Annotated in this window: 14 protein-coding genes; 3 read left to right on the forward strand and 11 right to left on the reverse strand. The window is 69.6% G+C overall.

Annotated elements, in window-relative coordinates; genetic code table 11:
- Positions 1–48 precede the first annotated feature (48 nt).
- Positions 49–2193, forward strand: a complete 2145-nt coding sequence (locus ACI7YT_RS01140; protein ID WP_406248387.1) for an ATP-dependent Clp protease ATP-binding subunit — start codon at positions 49–51, stop codon at positions 2191–2193.
- On the opposite strand, the gene ACI7YT_RS01145 is transcribed toward ACI7YT_RS01140, so the two are convergent.
- Both ACI7YT_RS01145 and ACI7YT_RS01150 read right to left on the reverse strand, forming a co-directional pair.
- Positions 2184–2981, reverse strand: coding sequence for an alpha/beta fold hydrolase (locus ACI7YT_RS01145; protein WP_406250644.1), 798 nt, complete (start codon positions 2979–2981; stop codon positions 2184–2186). The two genes, ACI7YT_RS01140 and ACI7YT_RS01145, sit on opposite strands and share 10 nt — an antisense overlap.
- 2 nt (positions 2982–2983) lie before the next feature.
- Positions 2984–3256, reverse strand: a complete 273-nt coding sequence (locus ACI7YT_RS01150; protein ID WP_406248389.1) for a DUF1905 domain-containing protein — start codon at positions 3254–3256, stop codon at positions 2984–2986.
- Between the two features lie 55 nt (positions 3257–3311).
- Here ACI7YT_RS01150 and ACI7YT_RS01155 point away from each other — a divergent pair, with 55 nt between their 5' ends.
- Positions 3312–3953 carry a TetR/AcrR family transcriptional regulator gene (locus ACI7YT_RS01155; protein WP_406248390.1) on the forward strand — a complete coding sequence of 214 codons (642 nt, stop codon included), beginning with the start codon at positions 3312–3314 and terminating at the stop codon, positions 3951–3953.
- A 124-nt stretch (positions 3954–4077) separates the two neighbouring features.
- On the opposite strand, the gene ACI7YT_RS01160 is transcribed toward ACI7YT_RS01155, so the two are convergent.
- The 7 genes from ACI7YT_RS01160 to ACI7YT_RS01190 form a co-directional block, all read right to left on the reverse strand.
- Positions 4078–4848 carry an enoyl-CoA hydratase/isomerase family protein gene (locus ACI7YT_RS01160; protein ID WP_406248392.1) on the reverse strand — a complete coding sequence of 257 codons (771 nt, stop codon included), beginning with the start codon at positions 4846–4848 and terminating at the stop codon, positions 4078–4080.
- A 10-nt stretch (positions 4849–4858) separates the two neighbouring features.
- The gene (paaE, locus tag ACI7YT_RS01165; RefSeq protein WP_406248394.1) at positions 4859–5974 is read right to left on the reverse strand and encodes a 1,2-phenylacetyl-CoA epoxidase subunit PaaE; all 1116 of its coding nucleotides are present in this window, start codon (positions 5972–5974) and stop codon (positions 4859–4861) included.
- Complete coding sequence (paaD, locus tag ACI7YT_RS01170; RefSeq protein WP_406248396.1) at positions 5971–6552, reverse strand: 1,2-phenylacetyl-CoA epoxidase subunit PaaD; 582 nt, start codon at positions 6550–6552, stop codon at positions 5971–5973. The genes paaE and paaD overlap by 4 nt, the downstream gene beginning before the upstream one ends.
- Entirely contained in the window at positions 6546–7358 is an 813-nt protein-coding gene (gene paaC, locus ACI7YT_RS01175) for a 1,2-phenylacetyl-CoA epoxidase subunit PaaC (RefSeq protein WP_406248398.1), read from the reverse strand. The genes paaD and paaC overlap by 7 nt, the downstream gene beginning before the upstream one ends.
- A complete protein-coding gene (paaB, locus tag ACI7YT_RS01180; protein WP_406248400.1) occupies positions 7355–7642 on the reverse strand; it encodes a 1,2-phenylacetyl-CoA epoxidase subunit PaaB in 288 nt (95 codons plus the stop codon). The genes paaC and paaB overlap by 4 nt, the downstream gene beginning before the upstream one ends.
- The gene (paaA, locus tag ACI7YT_RS01185; protein ID WP_406248402.1) at positions 7639–8580 is read right to left on the reverse strand and encodes a 1,2-phenylacetyl-CoA epoxidase subunit PaaA; all 942 of its coding nucleotides are present in this window, start codon (positions 8578–8580) and stop codon (positions 7639–7641) included. The genes paaB and paaA overlap by 4 nt, the downstream gene beginning before the upstream one ends.
- Before the next feature lie 89 nt (positions 8581–8669).
- Entirely contained in the window at positions 8670–9089 is a 420-nt protein-coding gene (locus ACI7YT_RS01190) for a pilus assembly protein CpaE (RefSeq protein ID WP_406248404.1), read from the reverse strand.
- 64 nt (positions 9090–9153) lie between these two features.
- Between ACI7YT_RS01190 and ACI7YT_RS01195 the strand changes: the two genes are divergently transcribed.
- Entirely contained in the window at positions 9154–11274 is a 2121-nt protein-coding gene (locus ACI7YT_RS01195; RefSeq protein WP_406248406.1) for a RecQ family ATP-dependent DNA helicase, read from the forward strand.
- A gap of 12 nt (positions 11275–11286) precedes the next feature.
- Here ACI7YT_RS01195 and paaZ read toward each other — a convergent pair whose 3' ends face one another.
- Both paaZ and ACI7YT_RS01205 read right to left on the reverse strand, forming a co-directional pair.
- Entirely contained in the window at positions 11287–13344 is a 2058-nt protein-coding gene (gene paaZ / locus ACI7YT_RS01200) for a phenylacetic acid degradation bifunctional protein PaaZ (protein ID WP_406250646.1), read from the reverse strand.
- On the reverse strand, positions 13341–14141 hold the full coding sequence (locus ACI7YT_RS01205) for a 3-hydroxyacyl-CoA dehydrogenase family protein (RefSeq protein WP_406250648.1): 801 nt from the start codon (positions 14139–14141) through the stop codon (positions 13341–13343). The genes paaZ and ACI7YT_RS01205 overlap by 4 nt, the downstream gene beginning before the upstream one ends.
- Between the last annotated feature and the right edge of the window lie 8 nt (positions 14142–14149).

The raw sequence follows: 14149 nt of genomic DNA on the forward strand, positions 1-14149 counted from the left end.
GAGTCATCACCACTCAACTTTTATGAAGGAGTCTCCGCAGGAGGAAAGATGACCAACCCGGCACAGGAAGACCAGCAGTCCGCTCTCGAGCAGTTCGGGATCAATCTCACCGACCGCGCCCGGCAGGGCAAGCTCGACCCGGTGATCGGACGCGACAGCGAGATCCGTCGTGTCAGCCAGGTGCTCACCCGCCGCACCAAGAACAACCCGGTGCTCATCGGCGAGCCGGGCGTCGGCAAGACCGCCGTCGTCGAGGGTCTCGCGCAGCGCATCGTCGCGGGTGACGTGGCGGAGTCGCTCAAGGACAAGGAACTGGTCACCCTCGACATCTCGGCCCTCGTGGCCGGTGCCATGTACCGCGGGCAGTTCGAGGAGCGGCTGAAGCAGGTCCTCAAGGAGATCACCGAATCCGACGGCAAGGTCATCACCTTCATCGACGAACTACACGTGCTCATGGGCGCCGGCGGCGGGGAGGGGTCCGTCGCGGCATCCAACATGCTCAAGCCCATGCTCGCCCGTGGCGAGCTGCGCATGATCGGCGCGACGACGCTGAACGAGTACCGCGAGTTCATCGAGAAGGATGCCGCGCTCGAGCGCCGCTTCCAGCAGGTGTACGTCGGCGAGCCGACGGTCGAGGACACCATCGCGATCCTTCGGGGACTCAAAGGTCGGTACGAGGCGCACCACGGGGTCACGATCTCCGACAGCGCTCTCGTGGCCGCCGCCGCCCTGTCGAACCGGTACCTGCCCAGCCGGCAGCTGCCGGACAAGGCGATCGACCTCGTCGACGAGTCGATGTCGCGACTCAAGATGGAGATCGATTCCTCGCCGGTCGAGATCGACCAGCTCAAGCGCCAGGTCGACCGGCTCAAGCTCGAGGAGCTCGCCCTGAAGAAGGAGAAGGATGCCGCGTCGAAGGAGCGGCTGAGCACCCTGCGCGAGCATCTGGTGGAGCTCGAGCGGGAACTCGCCGTCCTCGAAGAACGCTGGGCACGCGAGCGGCAGAGCCTGAACCGCGTCGGCGATCTGAAGAAGCAGCTCGACGACGCGATCACGCAGCGCGACCTCGCCATGCGCAACGCCGACTACACGAAGGCGTCCAAGCTCGAGTACGAGACGATCAAGCGCCTGGAGCGCGACATCGCCGAGGCGGAGCAGGCCGAGGCGACCGCCTCGACCGAGCCGCGCATGGTCAACGAGCAGGTCACCGAGGAGGACATCGCGGCCGTGATCGCGGCATGGACCGGCATCCCCGTCGGTCGCCTTCTGCAGGGCGAAAGCGAGAAGCTGCTCCATCTCGAGTCCGAACTCGGCAAGCGGCTGATCGGCCAGAAGGATGCCGTGAAGGCGGTGTCGGATGCCGTCCGGCGCTCGCGCGCTGGCATCAGCGACCCCGGCCGCCCGACCGGATCCTTCCTGTTCCTCGGGCCGACCGGTGTCGGCAAGACCGAGCTGGCGAAGGCGCTCGCCGAGTTCCTGTTCGACGACGAGCGCGCCATGGTGCGCATCGACATGTCGGAGTACGGCGAGAAGCACTCGGTGTCGCGCCTCGTCGGCGCCCCTCCGGGGTACATCGGATACGAGCAGGGTGGGCAGCTCACCGAGGCCGTCCGTCGCCGTCCGTACAGCGTCGTCCTGCTCGACGAGGTCGAGAAGGCGCACCCGGAGGTGTTCGACATCCTCCTGCAGGTGCTCGACGACGGCCGGCTGACCGATGGGCAGGGTCGGACGGTCGACTTCACCAACGTCATCCTGGTGCTGACCTCGAACATCGGCTCGCCCATCCTGATCGACCCCACGATGTCGACCGAGGTGAAGCGGGAGCAGGTCATGGCCCTCGTGCGGCAGGCGTTCCGGCCGGAGTTCCTCAACCGGCTCGACGACATCGTCATGTTCCAGGCGCTCACCGAGGACGACCTCGCGCAGATCGTGGAGCTCGCGGTCGACCAGCTGCAGGCGCGTCTGCACGAGCGCCGGCTGAGCCTCGCGGTGACGCCTGGTGCCCGGTCGTGGCTGGCCGAGCGCGGCTACGACCCGCTGTTCGGTGCGCGGCCGCTGCGTCGGCTCATCCAGTCCGAGGTGCAGAACAAGCTGGCGACGGCTCTGCTGTCCGGCGGGGTGCGCGACGGCGACACTGTGCGCGTGGATGTCGCGGCCGACGGCTCTGGGCTCGTGCTGACCAGTCAGTCCTGAGCAGGTCCCGAGCGGCGCGCCTCACTCAGCAATCGCGCGAGGCGCGCTGCCATGGCATCCGGGTCCCAGGAGTGCTCGGAGCCGAGCAACTGCTCGCCCGACCCGTGCGCCGCCGCCCCGGCGATCTCTTCGGCAGTGTCCCGCATCCCGGGGAACGTCTCGGTGCCGGTGAGTGCGAGCACCGGAACAGAGACGCTCACGAGAGATTCGCGGTACCCGCGCTCCTCCACGAAGGCGAGCGCCTCGCCATCCGGCACCCAGCTGAGCACGAGATCCGGATAGGCGGGTGATGCCTTGAGCTGCTCCAGCCATTCCGGTGGCATCCCCGCCATGTATCCGGCAACGGCTTCTTCGAGCGCGCCCGCATCGATCGACTCTCGTATCGCCTGCCACCACGCGGGAGCGCCCTCGGGGAAGAGGCCAAGGGGTGCCTCCCAGAGCGCGAGACCGACGAGATCCGGTATGCGAGGGGCGGCGAGCATCGCGATCGCGCAACCAGACGAGTGCCCGACGAGCACGACAGGTGATTGCGTCGCTGCGGCGAGTTCGACGATCGCGTCGATCTGAGCGTCGAGGGTGATCGTGCCGGCGGAGACGCTCTCGCCGCGCCCGAGACGGTCGGCGAACAGCGAGCGGAATCCGGATGCCGCCAGCCGCTCGGCCGTGGCGTGCGTCGTCGGATCCTCCGCTCGGGTGGGCCCGGCTCCCGTGACGAAGATCACGGCGGGTGCGCCGACAGGGCCGCGATCGTCATACACGATGCGATCGCCGCGGGAGGTCGTCAACATGCTCACGAGGCCACCTCGATTCGCACCGACACGCGGTCGCCCGCGGCTTTTCCGAGCGCCTTGCGCGTGGCGGCCTTCACAGGGCCGAAGTGGAACCCGCGCCCGGACGGCAGGAGGGTGATCGCGACCGGTACATCGTCGAGCGTGCCGATCACGCGTACGGGGTTGCCCGTGCCGAACACTTCGGCGGATCCCCGAGCTTCGAACACGGTCCACCCGGTCGCTTCGCCCGGATGGACGAGCTCTGCTTCGAACTGCATGGCTGCTGCGGTCATCATTCGTTCCTTTCAAGACTGGTGAGTATGATTTCTCTAAACTAGACTCCGGAGTATGAAGATGTCAAGAGATGCGCGGCCACTGCGGCCGAGTTCTGTCGCCAAGCGCGAGGCGATCCTGGACGCGGCGCAGGCGGCCTTCCTCGCGAACGGTTACGAGTCCGTGACCATGGACGCCATCTCGCGCGACTCCGGTGTCGCGAAGCAGACGCTCTACGGGCACTTCGGCAGCAAGGAGGCGCTCTTCCTCGAGCTCGTCCGCTCGCAGACGCGCGCGGCCAGCGAACGAGTCCTCAGCGAGCCGCCGCCGATCGCTCCCGATGACGACGCCCGTTCGGCTCTCGGTCGTGTGCTCAGGGATCAGCTCGATACGGTCCTCGCGCCGAACCTGCTCGCCCTCCGCCGGCTGGTCATCGGCCTGCTGCCGCAGTTCCCCGATCTCGCGCGCGAACTCTACGAGCACGGGGCGCAGCGAGCGATCCGATCTCTCGCCGAACTCATCGGCCGGCTCGACGACGCCGGACTGCTCACCGTGCCGGATGCTGAGCGGGCTGCGACCCAGCTGAACTGGCTCGTGATGGGGGAGCCCGTCAACCGGGCGATGCTCCTCGGAGACGACGCGGCGCGGAGCGGGTTGGACACCGCCGCGCACGTGGACGAAGCGCTGGACGTCTTCCTCGCCGCCTACGGGCGCTGACACTCCGGCGCGCCGAGTTCGACCGGGTACGGATGTCGGGACTTTTCCCGGATGTCGGGGCGACACGCCGCATGATCGTCAGGCATCCGGGCTTTCTCCCGACATGTGTCCCCTGCGGGCCACATCACCGCCCCGCGAACCGCGGCTTCCGCTTCTGCTGGAACGCGGCGAACCCCTCCCGGTAATCCGCGGTGTCGCACAGTTCGGCCTGCGCGACGTTCTCGAGCACAACCGCATCCCACAGCGACAGCCGTTCGTCACGGATGCGGGCGATCAGACGCTTCGACGCGAGGAACGCGGCGGTGGCTCCTGAGGCCGCGCGCACCGCGGCATCCATCGTCGCCTGCCGCACCTCGTCGGCGGGCAGCACTCGCGAGAAGAGACCGGACTGCACCGCCTCCGACCCCGTCATGAGACGCCCGGTGTAGATCAGGTCGAGCGTCTTGTGCGGGCCGAGCCGGTCGAGGAACAGGGCGTGGCCGCCGGAGTCGAGCGTAGCGCCCAGCGCGGCGAACGGCGAGCCGATCTTCGCGGTGTCGGCGACGTACACGACGTCCGTCGCGATGAGCAGCCCGAGTCCGACGCCCAGGCACGCGCCGTGCGCGGCAGCGAACGTCGGGGCGGGGAACGCCGCCATCCGCTGCAGCAACGGGGTGACCAGCCCGCCGAGATAGCCGATCACATCGTCGGTGGCAGGGTCGACGCCGGAGATGTCGCGGCCGGCGCAGAACCCTGCTCCCTCGCCGTGCAGCACGAGCGCTCGGACTCCGGCATCCTCGGCCCGGTCGTACGCATCGCCCAGCGCGAGCAGCGCGTCGGGGTCGAGTGCGTTGCGCTTGGCCGGTGCGTTCAGCACCACGTGGGCGACATCGCCGTCGATGGTCAGCTCGATCATGGGAGGCTCCTCACGCGTCGTAGTCGACGACCACGCGGGGCGTCGTCGGGTGGGACTGGCAGGTCAGCACGTAGCCGCGTTCGAGCTCGTCCGGCTCGAGCGCGAAGTTCTGCGTCATGCGGACGTCGCCCTCGACCAGGCGCGCGCGGCACGTGCCGCACACCCCGCCGGCGCACGCGAACGGCACATCGCCCCGCACGCGCAGCGCGGCATCCAGCAGCGGTTCGTCCGCGGCGACCGGCGACTCGACGGTCGACGACAGCCCGTCCAGGGTGAACTCCAACCGGTAGGTCTCGTCCTCAGGGCGGACCGCGACCGGGCGCCCGCGGTCGGAGCGCGGCTCGTCGGCGTCGGTCGTGAACAGTTCGAACCGGATCTGCTCGTCGGGGATGCCTCGGGCCGCGAGCCTCTCGCGGCACAGCGCCACGAGGTCGAACGGTCCGCACAGGAACCATTCGGTCACGCTGGCCGGCTCGACGAGTCCGTCGAGGATCGCGTCGAGCTTCTCGGCGTCGATCCGCCCTGACAGCAGCGGCGCGGCACGTTGTTCGCGGGACAGCACATGATGGAGGGCGAGGCGGGCCGGATAGCGGTCCTTCAGATCGGCGAGGTCTTCGAGGAACATCACGTCGCGCGTCGCACGGTTCGTGTAGATCAGCGAGAAGCGCGCGGTCGGCGACGCAGCCAGTACCGAGGAGGCGAGCGCCATCATCGGCGTGATCCCGGAGCCGGCGGCGATCCCGACCAGGTGCGCGCCGTCGAGATCCGGCATGTTCGACGTGAAGCGGCCTTCCGGACTCATCACCTCGATTCGGATGCCGGGGTGCAGGTTCTCGTGCGCCCACACGGAGAACAGTCCGCCGAGATCGCGCTTGATGCCGACCGAGATGGTTCCGCCCTCCGGTGCTGCGACGTCCGGCGCCCGGCAGATCGAGTAGCTGCGCCGCACCTCGCGACCGTCGACGTGCGCGCGCAGCGCGACGTACTGCCCCGGCAGATACTGGTACTCCTCACGCAGCTTCTCCGGAACCGCGAACGTCACCTCGATGCTGTCGGCGGTGAGGTGACGCACCTCGATCACCTCGAGCTCGTGGAACCGCGCCCGCTTGCGCGTCGTGGTGCTCATAGCGGCTTGAAATGATCGAAGGGCTCGAGGCAGGCGCGGCACTCGTAGAGCGCCTTGCATGCTGTGGACCCGAAACGGGTGAGTTCGCGCGTGTCCAACGATCCGCACTGCGGGCAGCGCACGCTCAGCGGCACCGAGACGGGACCGGCCGGCTGCGTGCCGGTCGGCGGCGCGATGCCGTATTCGAGCAGCTTCTGCGTGCCCGCATCGGTCATCCAGTCGGTCGTCCAGGCCGGCGCGAGCACGGTGCGGACGGCGACATCCGCGAACCCGGCATCCGCCAGTGCGCGGATGACATCGTCGCGGATGGCTTCGACCGCCGGACATCCGCTGTAGGTCGGCGTGATCGTCACGACCACGCGTCCGTCGTGGACCGTGACGTCCCGCAGGATGCCGAGGTCCGCGATCGTGAGCACGGGAATCTCGGGGTCGGCGACGGATGCTGCGACGGTCCACGCCTCTCGTTCCGATCGTCCCCCTCGCTCGTTGACCGGGGCCGTCCCTCCTCGCTCGTTGAGCGAGGAGGGCGGAGCCGACCGAGTCGAAGTGTCGCTCGACGAGCGGTTCATCGTCACCATGTCGCCCCCGGATGCTGCCGGGCGAGCACCTGCATCTCGGCGAGGATCCGCCCGAGTTCGGGGAAATGGATGCCACGGCGACCGCCGCCGGCGGCCGCCGGCCCGGACGGCGTCTCGAGACCGGCTTCGGCGAACACCGCGCCGATGCGCGCGTCGAACCCGTCGCGGAGCGTGGAGGGACGCACCGCGACGGTGTCGAGGTCGTTGACGAGTGGCTCGTCGCGGAACAGCTCGTCGGCATACGGCCAGACATCGGCGAGACCGCGGATCATCCGGCGTCGGGATTCGTCGGTGCCGCCCGCGAGCCGGAGCGTCCATTGCTCGGCGTGGTCGCGGTGGTACTCGACCTCCTTGACGGCCTTCGCGGCGACGGCCGCGAGCGTCGGATCCTTCGATCGCTCCAGCGCCGAGTACAGCTCGAACAGGTAGGTCGACGCGATGAGCTGGCGGGCGATCGTGCGGGCGAAGTCGCCGTTCGGCTGCTCGAACAGCCAGGCCGACCGGAAGTCGGGCTCATCGCGGAAGTACGCCAGGTCGTCCTCGCTGCGCCCATCCACACTTCCGGCGTACCGCAGCAGTGATCGCGCATGCCCGAGCAGGTCGAGCGCGATGTTCGCCAGCGCGACGTCTTCCTCGAGCTCCGGCGCGTGGGCGATCCACTCGCCGAGCTGCTGGGACAGGATCAGCGCGTCGTCGCCGAGCCACAGTGCGTATTCGGCCGCGGCGGGGGTGGCTGCGGCATCCGACCCGGCGAGCTCTGCGGTGAGGTCGAGCTCGTCGACCGTGACGTGCGGCGTCGGCTTCACAGGTGCGGCACCCCCTCGGATGCCGTGTAGTACACGGCATGGCGGAAGTTCTTGCCCGCCGGGCTCTCGAAGTAGGCGCCCTTGGCGTCGGGATCGCTCGTCGTGATCGCTTCGGCGGGCACGACCCAGATCGAGACGCCCTCGCCGCGGCGCGTGTAGAGGTCGCGGGCGTTGCGGACCGCGAGGTCGGCATCCGGTGCGAGCAGCGAGCCGACGTGCACGTGGCTCAGCCCGCGGTTCGCACGGACGAACACCTCCCACAGGGGCCAGGTCGGCTCGGTCATGCCGCTCCCTTCAGTTCGTGCTTGCGCGCATACTCCGCCGCCGCCTCGCGCACCCATGCGCCGTCCTCGTGCGCCTCGCGCCGCGCGCGGATCCGCTCGGCGTTCATCGGGCCGTTGCCGGAGAGCACCGCGAAGAACTCGTCCCAGTCGATCTCACCCATCTCGTACTGCGCGGCCGCCTCGTCGTAGCGCAGGTCCGGATCAGGCAGCGTGATGCCGAGGATCTCGGCCTGCGGCACCAGCATCCCGACGAACCGTCGACGCAGTTCGTCGTTCGAGAACCGCTTGATGTTCCACGCCATCGACTGCGCCGAGTTCGGCGACTCGTCGTCCGGTGGCCCGAACATCGCCAGGCTGGGCCAGTACCAGCGGTCCACGGCATCCTGCGCCATCTGCTGCTGCGCCGGCGTACCCTGCATCAGCGTCAGCAGGATCTCGAAGCCCTGCCGCTGGTGGAACGACTCCTCCTTGCAGATGCGCACCATCGCGCGGGCGTACGGACCATAGGATGCTCGGCACAGCGGCACCTGGTTGCAGATCGCGGCTCCGTCCACGAGCCAGCCGATCGCGCCCATGTCCGCCCACGTCGGCGTCGGATAGTTGAAGATCGAGGAGTACCGCGCACGACCGTCGATGAGCTGCTCGGTCATCTCGGTGCGTCCGATCCCGAGCGTCTGCGCGGCGGAATAGAGGTAGAGCCCGTGACCGGCCTCGTCCTGCACCTTGGCCATGAGGATCGCCTTGCGCTTCAGGCTCGGGGCGCGCGTGATCCAGTTGCCCTCGGGCTGCATGCCGATGATCTCGGAGTGCGCATGCTGGCTGATCTGGCGGATCAGGGTCTTCCGGTAGGCATCCGGCATCCAGTCGCGGGGCTCGACGCGGGAATCCGCCGCGATGATCTCGTCGAATCGTCGCTGCCCCGCGGACTGGTCGTCCATGTCGACTCCTTCGTCGCGCTTTACTGACCGATCGTTCATTTATTCTCGCACACGAGTGCGGGGGCGTAAAGCGCTCAGGATGCGGCGGATCAGTGCGAGCGCGAGATGAGTTCGAGCAGTGCGTTCGCGTACGCCTCCGAAGGATCCGGATGCTCGAACTGCAGTTCCTCGCCGGCGATCTCGACCTCGACGCGGAACGTGTCGTCGAGCCGGACGAGCCGGCGGAACGTCCCGCGCAGGAGGTCGCGCAGCTGGTCCTCCCTGGGCAGCCAGACGGCATCCTCGAGAGTGACGGCGTCGAGCGCCCACTCGGTGGTGCCGTTGAAGGCGAGGTCCGTGCCGCTCGGCGTGTGCCGCGCCTCGATCGTCATCTCGCTGACCGTGAAGATGTCTGCCTCGGCCTCGAGTTCGACGTCGTTCGGAAGGTCGAGCTGGAACCGATCGCCGCTGTCGGGCCGCCAGGTCAGACCGGCATCCCGCAGTGCGATGGCGAGTTCACGGGAGATCATGCATTCAGCCTATGTCGGTCTCGGAGGGGCAGACCGTGTCGGTCGGGTGAGGCAGAGTGGGGACATGACCACCTCGACTTCGCCGACCGACACCCGCGACGCCGCCCTCGCCGCGCTGCGCGAACTCGTCGGGCGCGCCGACGCCGAGTTCCACGACGGCCAGTACGAGGCGATCGAGGCGCTGGTGGCCGGTCGTCGCCGCGCGCTCGTCGTGCAGCGCACCGGATGGGGCAAGTCCGCCGTCTACTTCGTCGCGACTCTGCTGCTGCGCCGTCAGGGCGCAGGTCCCACGGTGCTCGTCTCGCCCCTGCTGGCGCTCATGCGCGACCAGATCGCCGCCGCCGAGCGCGCCGGCGTGCGCGCGGTCGCGATCAACTCGACCAACGCACACGAGTGGTCCGACGTGCTCGCGCAGCTCGATCGCGACGAGGTCGACGTGCTGCTCGTCTCGCCGGAGCGGCTGAACAACCCGGCGTTCCGCGAGCAGCAGCTGCCCGCACTGGTGCGCCGCATCGGCATGCTCGTGGTCGACGAGGCGCACTGCATCAGCGACTGGGGGCACGACTTCCGCCCCGATTACCGCCGGCTGCGCGACCTCATCGCCGAGATGCCCGCCTCCGTGCCGGTGCTCGCCACGACCGCGACGGCGAACAGCCGCGTCGTCGCGGACGTCGCCGAGCAGCTCGGCACCGGCGGATCGGATGCCGCGGATGCCGGAGTCCTCACGATCCGCGGCCCGTTGGCGCGAGCATCCCTCCGCCTCGGCGTGCTGCGACTGCCCGATTCGGCGAGCCGCTTGGCCTGGCTGCTCAGCCATCTCGACGACCTGCCTGGTTCGGGCATCATCTACACCCTCACGGTGGCCGCCGCGGTCGACACCGCCCGGCTGCTGCGCGAACACGGGCACGAGGTGCGCGCGTACACCGGGCAGACCGACACGGACGAACGCACGGAGTCCGAGGGAATGCTCAAGCGCAACGAGGTCAAGGCGCTCGTGGCGACCAGCGCGCTGGGGATGGGTTTCGACAAACCCGACCTCGGCTTCGTGCTGCACCTCGGCGCCCCGTCGTCACCGGTCGCGTACTACCAGCAGGTCGGACGCGCGGGCCGCGCGAGCGACAGCGCCGACGTGCTGCTGCTCCCCGGCGTCGAGGACCGCGAGATCTGGCACTACTTCGCCACCGCGTCGATGCCCGACCAGGAGCGCGCGGAACGCGTGATCTCCGCGCTCGGCGATGCCCCGGTCTCCACGCCGGCTCTAGAGGCGATGGTCGACATCCGCAGGACCCCTCTCGAGCTGCTGCTGAAGGTGCTCGATGTCGACGGCGCGGTGCGCCGCGTCCAGGGCGGCTGGGTCGCCACCGGGCAGCCCTGGACGTACGACGCGGAGAGGTACGAACGCATCGCGGCCGAACGGCTCGCCGAGCAGCAGCACATGATCGAGTACGAGCGCACCGACGGCTGCCGGATGGAGTTCCTCCAGCGCTCGCTCGACGACGAGACGGCCGCACCGTGCGGACGCTGCGACAACTGCGCCGGCATCTGGTTCCCGAGTGAGATCCGCAAGACCGCGACCGAGGCCGCCGCCGGCTCGCTCGATCGCGTCGGCGTGCCGATCGAACCGCGCAAGGCCTGGCCGACCGGAGCCGACCGGCTCGGCATCCCGGCCAAGGGGCGCATCGCCCCCGCGGAGCAGGCCGTCGACGGGCGCGCGCTCGCGCGCCTCACCGACCTCGGATGGGGCGGCACGCTGAGGGAGCTCTTCGCCGCCGGCGCACCGGATGCCGCGGTCACCCCGCAAGTGCTCGCCGCCTGCGTGCGCGTGCTCGCCGACTGGGGCTGGGAGGAACGACCGGTCGCGGTCGTCGCGATGCCCTCCCGGTCGCATCCGCTCCTGGCGGACTCGCTCGCCCGCGGACTCGCCGAGGTGGGTCGCCTGCCGTACGTCGGTGCGCTGTCCTTCGCGAACGGCGGGCCCACGGGGCAGCCCGGCGGCAACAGCGCGTTCCGGCTCGCGGGACTCTGGGACCGCTTCAGCGCCGACGGGCTCGAGATCCCCGCAGGACCGGTGCTGCTCGTCGACGACCAGGCCGACAGCCGCTGGACGCTGACAGTCGCCGCCCGTGCGCTCCGTCGGGCCGGGGCTGCAGCAGTGCTGCCGTTCGTGCTCGCGCTGCGCGGGTGATGCAGACGCGCGCTACTGCTTCGCGACGAGAGTGAGGACGTCGTACGTCGCGACCGTCTCGTCGTCCTGGTTGCGGATGACCGCGTCCCAGCGGACCTCGCCGTAGTCGTCGGTCTCGCGCGGCGTGATCTGCTTCGCGGTCAGATCGACCCGGATGCTGTCGCCCGGCGACACCGGAGTGAGGAAACGCAGGTTCTCGAGCCCGTAATTCGCCAGCACGGGGCCGGGAGCGGGGTCGACGAACAGTCCGGCCGCCCAGGACACCAGCAGGTAGCCGTGCGCGACACGGCCGGGGAAGAACGGATTCGCCGCCGCGGCATCCTCGTCCATGTGCGCGTAGAAGGTGTCGCCCGTGAAGTGCGCGAAGGTCTCGATGTCGTCGAGCGTCACCTCGCGGGATTCCGAGGCTATCCGGTCTCCGATCCGCAGGTCGGCCAGAGACTTGCGGAAGGGGTGGACGCCGGAGTTCACCGTCGCGGCGCCCGCGTGCCAGACGCCGGTGATCGCGGTGAGCATGTCTGGGGAGCCCTGGATGGCCGTCCGCTGCATGTGATGCAGAACGGCGCGGATACCGCCGAGCTCCTCGCCGCCGCCGGCGCGGCCCGGTCCGCCGTGGACGAGGCCGGGAAGGGGGGAGCCGTGTCCGGTCGACGACCGCGCGTCGTCGCGATCGATCACCAGCACGCGTCCGTTGTGGGCGGCGACCGCTGTCACGAGTCCAGCGGCGAAGGCCGCGTCGTGCGTCGCGACGCTCGTGACGAGGGATCCGCCGCCGCGGGCGACGATGTCGGATGCCTCCGCGATCGTGTCGTAGGTGATCAGCGACGACACCGGGCCGAACGCCTCCACGGCGTGCGCCGCGTCTGCCGTCGCGTCGTCGAAGCGCAGCAGCACGGGCGCGAAGAAGGCACCGTCGGCATTCGGAGCGACGCTGCCGTCCGCATGGCGGACGCCGGGGGCCTCCAGGGATCCGGCCACGATCCGCCCGCCGCCGTCGACGAGCTTCTGCACCTGACGCCGCACCTCATCGCGCTGCGCGAGCGAGGCGAGCGGACCCATCGTGACGCCGTCGATGCGCGGATCACCGAGCACCACCCTGTCGGCCAGGCGCGCGCGGACTGCCTCGACGACCGCGTCGGCTGAGCCGGTCGGCACGATCGCGCGTCGGATCGCCGTGCACTTCTGGCCGGCCTTCGCGGTCATCTCGGTCACGAGCTGGCGCACGTAGGCGTCGAACTCCGGCGTCCCCGCGATCGCATCCGGCCCGAGGACCGAGGCGTTGATCGAGTCGGTCTCCGCGGTGAACCGCACACCGCCGGTCTGCACTGCCGCATGCGCGCGAAGCCGCTCGGCCGTCGAGGCGCTGCCCGTGAACGCCACGAGGTCGCCGAGACGCAGGTGGTCGAAGAGGTCGGGCACGCTGCCGCTGACGAGCTGCAGCGAACCGGCGGGCAGCAAGTCGGACTCGACGAGGATCCGCACCATCGCCTCGGTGAGATACCCCGTCGGGGTGGCGGGCTTGATGAGCGTCGGCATCCCGGCGAGGAAGGCCGGCGCGAACTTCTCCAGCGGCCCCCAGACGGGGAAGTTGAAGGCGTTGATCTGCACGGCGACACCCGGCAGGCGCGTCGCGATGTGCCGGCCGAGGAACGAGCCGTCCTTCGAGAGCTGTTCGACCGGCCCGTCGATGTACACCTGCCCGTTCGGCAACTCGCGGCGCCCCTTGCCCGAGTAGGCGAACAGCACGCCGATCCCGCCGTCGATGTCGACCCACGAGTCGGCGGCCGTCGCCCCCGCACACGCAGAGAGTGCGTAGAGCTCGTCCTTGCGTGCGGTCAGAGCGAGCGCGAACTGCTTCAGAAGCAGGGCGCGTTGATGGAAGGTCAGTCGGCCCAGACGCTGCTGGCCGACGGATCGCGCATGCTCGAGCGCGCCGGCGAGATCGAGCCCCGCCGTGCTGACCCTGGCGATCTCCTCGCCGGTCGACGCGTCCCGCACGACGGCCGCATCGTCCGCATCGGCGGGCGTCCACCAGGAATCCCGGATGTAGCTGGGCAGGATGCCGGTCATGATGCGTCCCATCTGTAGAAGCCTTCGCCGCTCTTGCGGCCGAGCCTGCCCTCCGCGACCATCCGTCGCAGGAGGGTGGGCGGAGCGAAGCGCTCGCCGAACGCGGCGTGCAGTTCCTCGGCGATCCCGAGGCGCACATCCAGCCCGACGAGGTCGGTCGTCCGCAGTGGGCCCATCGGATGGCGGTAGCCCAGCTCCATCGCACGATCGATGTCGCCGGCATCCGCGACGCCCTCCTCGAGCATCCGGATCGCCTCCAGCCCGAGCAGGACGCCGAGCCTGCTCGATGCGAAACCGGGGGAATCGCGAACGACGATCGGCGTCTTGCCGATGGCGTCGACGTACGCACGCGCCCGCTCGACGTCGATGGCTGCGGTTGCGGCACCGGTCACGATCTCGACCAGCGCCGACGACGGCACCGGGTTGAAGAAGTGCAGTCCCAGGAAGCGCTCAGATCTCCTCAGGCCGACGGCGAGGGCGTCGATCGAGATCGAGGACGTGTTCGAGGCGAGCAGTGCGGCATCGCTCACGACCGCCTCGACGCGGGTGAGAGCATCCGCCTTGAGCTCGCGATCCTCCGGCACCGCCTCGATCACCAGCTCGCGGTCCGCGAAGTCGCCGACGTCCGAGGAGGTGCGGAACTCCGCCGGGCCGGGGGCGAGCTGCCCGCGCGCCGCCGATCTCGTCAGAGCGTCCCGGATGCGCTCTGCCGCGGCATCCGCACGGGGCGAATCGCGTTCGACGACCGTCACGTCGCACCCCGCGAGCAGGAAGGCGTGCGCGATCCCTGCGCCCATCCGTCCAC

The organism is Microbacterium sp. M (genome assembly GCF_045181065.1).
Taxonomy (GTDB): Bacteria; Actinomycetota; Actinomycetes; order Actinomycetales; family Microbacteriaceae; genus Microbacterium.

Coding starts and splice junctions, on each gene's coding strand:
- ACI7YT_RS01140 (WP_406248387.1), top strand. CDS start 49: ATGACCAACCCGGCACAGGAAGACCAGCAGTCCGCTCTCGAGCAGTTC.
- ACI7YT_RS01145 (WP_406250644.1), bottom strand. CDS start 2,981: ATGTTGACGACCTCCCGCGGCGATCGCATCGTGTATGACGATCGCGGC.
- ACI7YT_RS01150 (WP_406248389.1), bottom strand. CDS start 3,256: ATGACCGCAGCAGCCATGCAGTTCGAAGCAGAGCTCGTCCATCCGGGC.
- ACI7YT_RS01155 (WP_406248390.1), top strand. CDS start 3,312: ATGAAGATGTCAAGAGATGCGCGGCCACTGCGGCCGAGTTCTGTCGCC.
- ACI7YT_RS01160 (WP_406248392.1), bottom strand. CDS start 4,848: ATGATCGAGCTGACCATCGACGGCGATGTCGCCCACGTGGTGCTGAAC.
- paaE (WP_406248394.1), bottom strand. CDS start 5,974: ATGAGCACCACGACGCGCAAGCGGGCGCGGTTCCACGAGCTCGAGGTG.
- paaD (WP_406248396.1), bottom strand. CDS start 6,552: ATGGTGACGATGAACCGCTCGTCGAGCGACACTTCGACTCGGTCGGCT.
- paaB (WP_406248400.1), bottom strand. CDS start 7,642: ATGACCGAGCCGACCTGGCCCCTGTGGGAGGTGTTCGTCCGTGCGAAC.
- paaA (WP_406248402.1), bottom strand. CDS start 8,580: ATGGACGACCAGTCCGCGGGGCAGCGACGATTCGACGAGATCATCGCG.
- ACI7YT_RS01190 (WP_406248404.1), bottom strand. CDS start 9,089: ATGATCTCCCGTGAACTCGCCATCGCACTGCGGGATGCCGGTCTGACC.
- ACI7YT_RS01195 (WP_406248406.1), top strand. CDS start 9,154: ATGACCACCTCGACTTCGCCGACCGACACCCGCGACGCCGCCCTCGCC.
- paaZ (WP_406250646.1), bottom strand. CDS start 13,344: ATGACCGGCATCCTGCCCAGCTACATCCGGGATTCCTGGTGGACGCCC.
- ACI7YT_RS01205 (WP_406250648.1), bottom strand. CDS start 14,141: ATGGGCGCAGGGATCGCGCACGCCTTCCTGCTCGCGGGGTGCGACGTG.